A 261-nucleotide genomic window follows, 5' to 3' on the forward strand; every position below is an offset into this window, starting at 1 on the left:
CTCGCCGAAGAGCGTCTTCGCCGACACGAACCCGCCCGCCGCCTACGCGTCGAGTTCCAACAGCTCGAACGCGACGACGATCAACAAGATCATCATCCTGATGACCGACGGCGAGAACAGCTGGACGGCCAACTCGAACGCGCCCAAAGAGTCGCTCTACTTCGACGACGGGAATTTCCAAAACGCCAAAGGAACAAAACCGAACGGCCGGTTGCACGACACCAACCAGAAAGTCTCGGAAGGTGACGGGACACGAAAATC

1 pseudogene is annotated in these 261 nt (G+C 58.2%); it reads left to right on the forward strand.

The annotated features are described in order from the left end of the window. Positions 1 to 261: pseudogene (locus tag MFF64_RS37000) on the forward strand (hypothetical protein); the annotation flags it as partial.

It is taken from the genome of Methylobacterium frigidaeris (assembly GCF_022179185.1).
Classification (GTDB): Bacteria; Pseudomonadota; Alphaproteobacteria; order Rhizobiales; family Beijerinckiaceae; genus Methylobacterium; species Methylobacterium frigidaeris.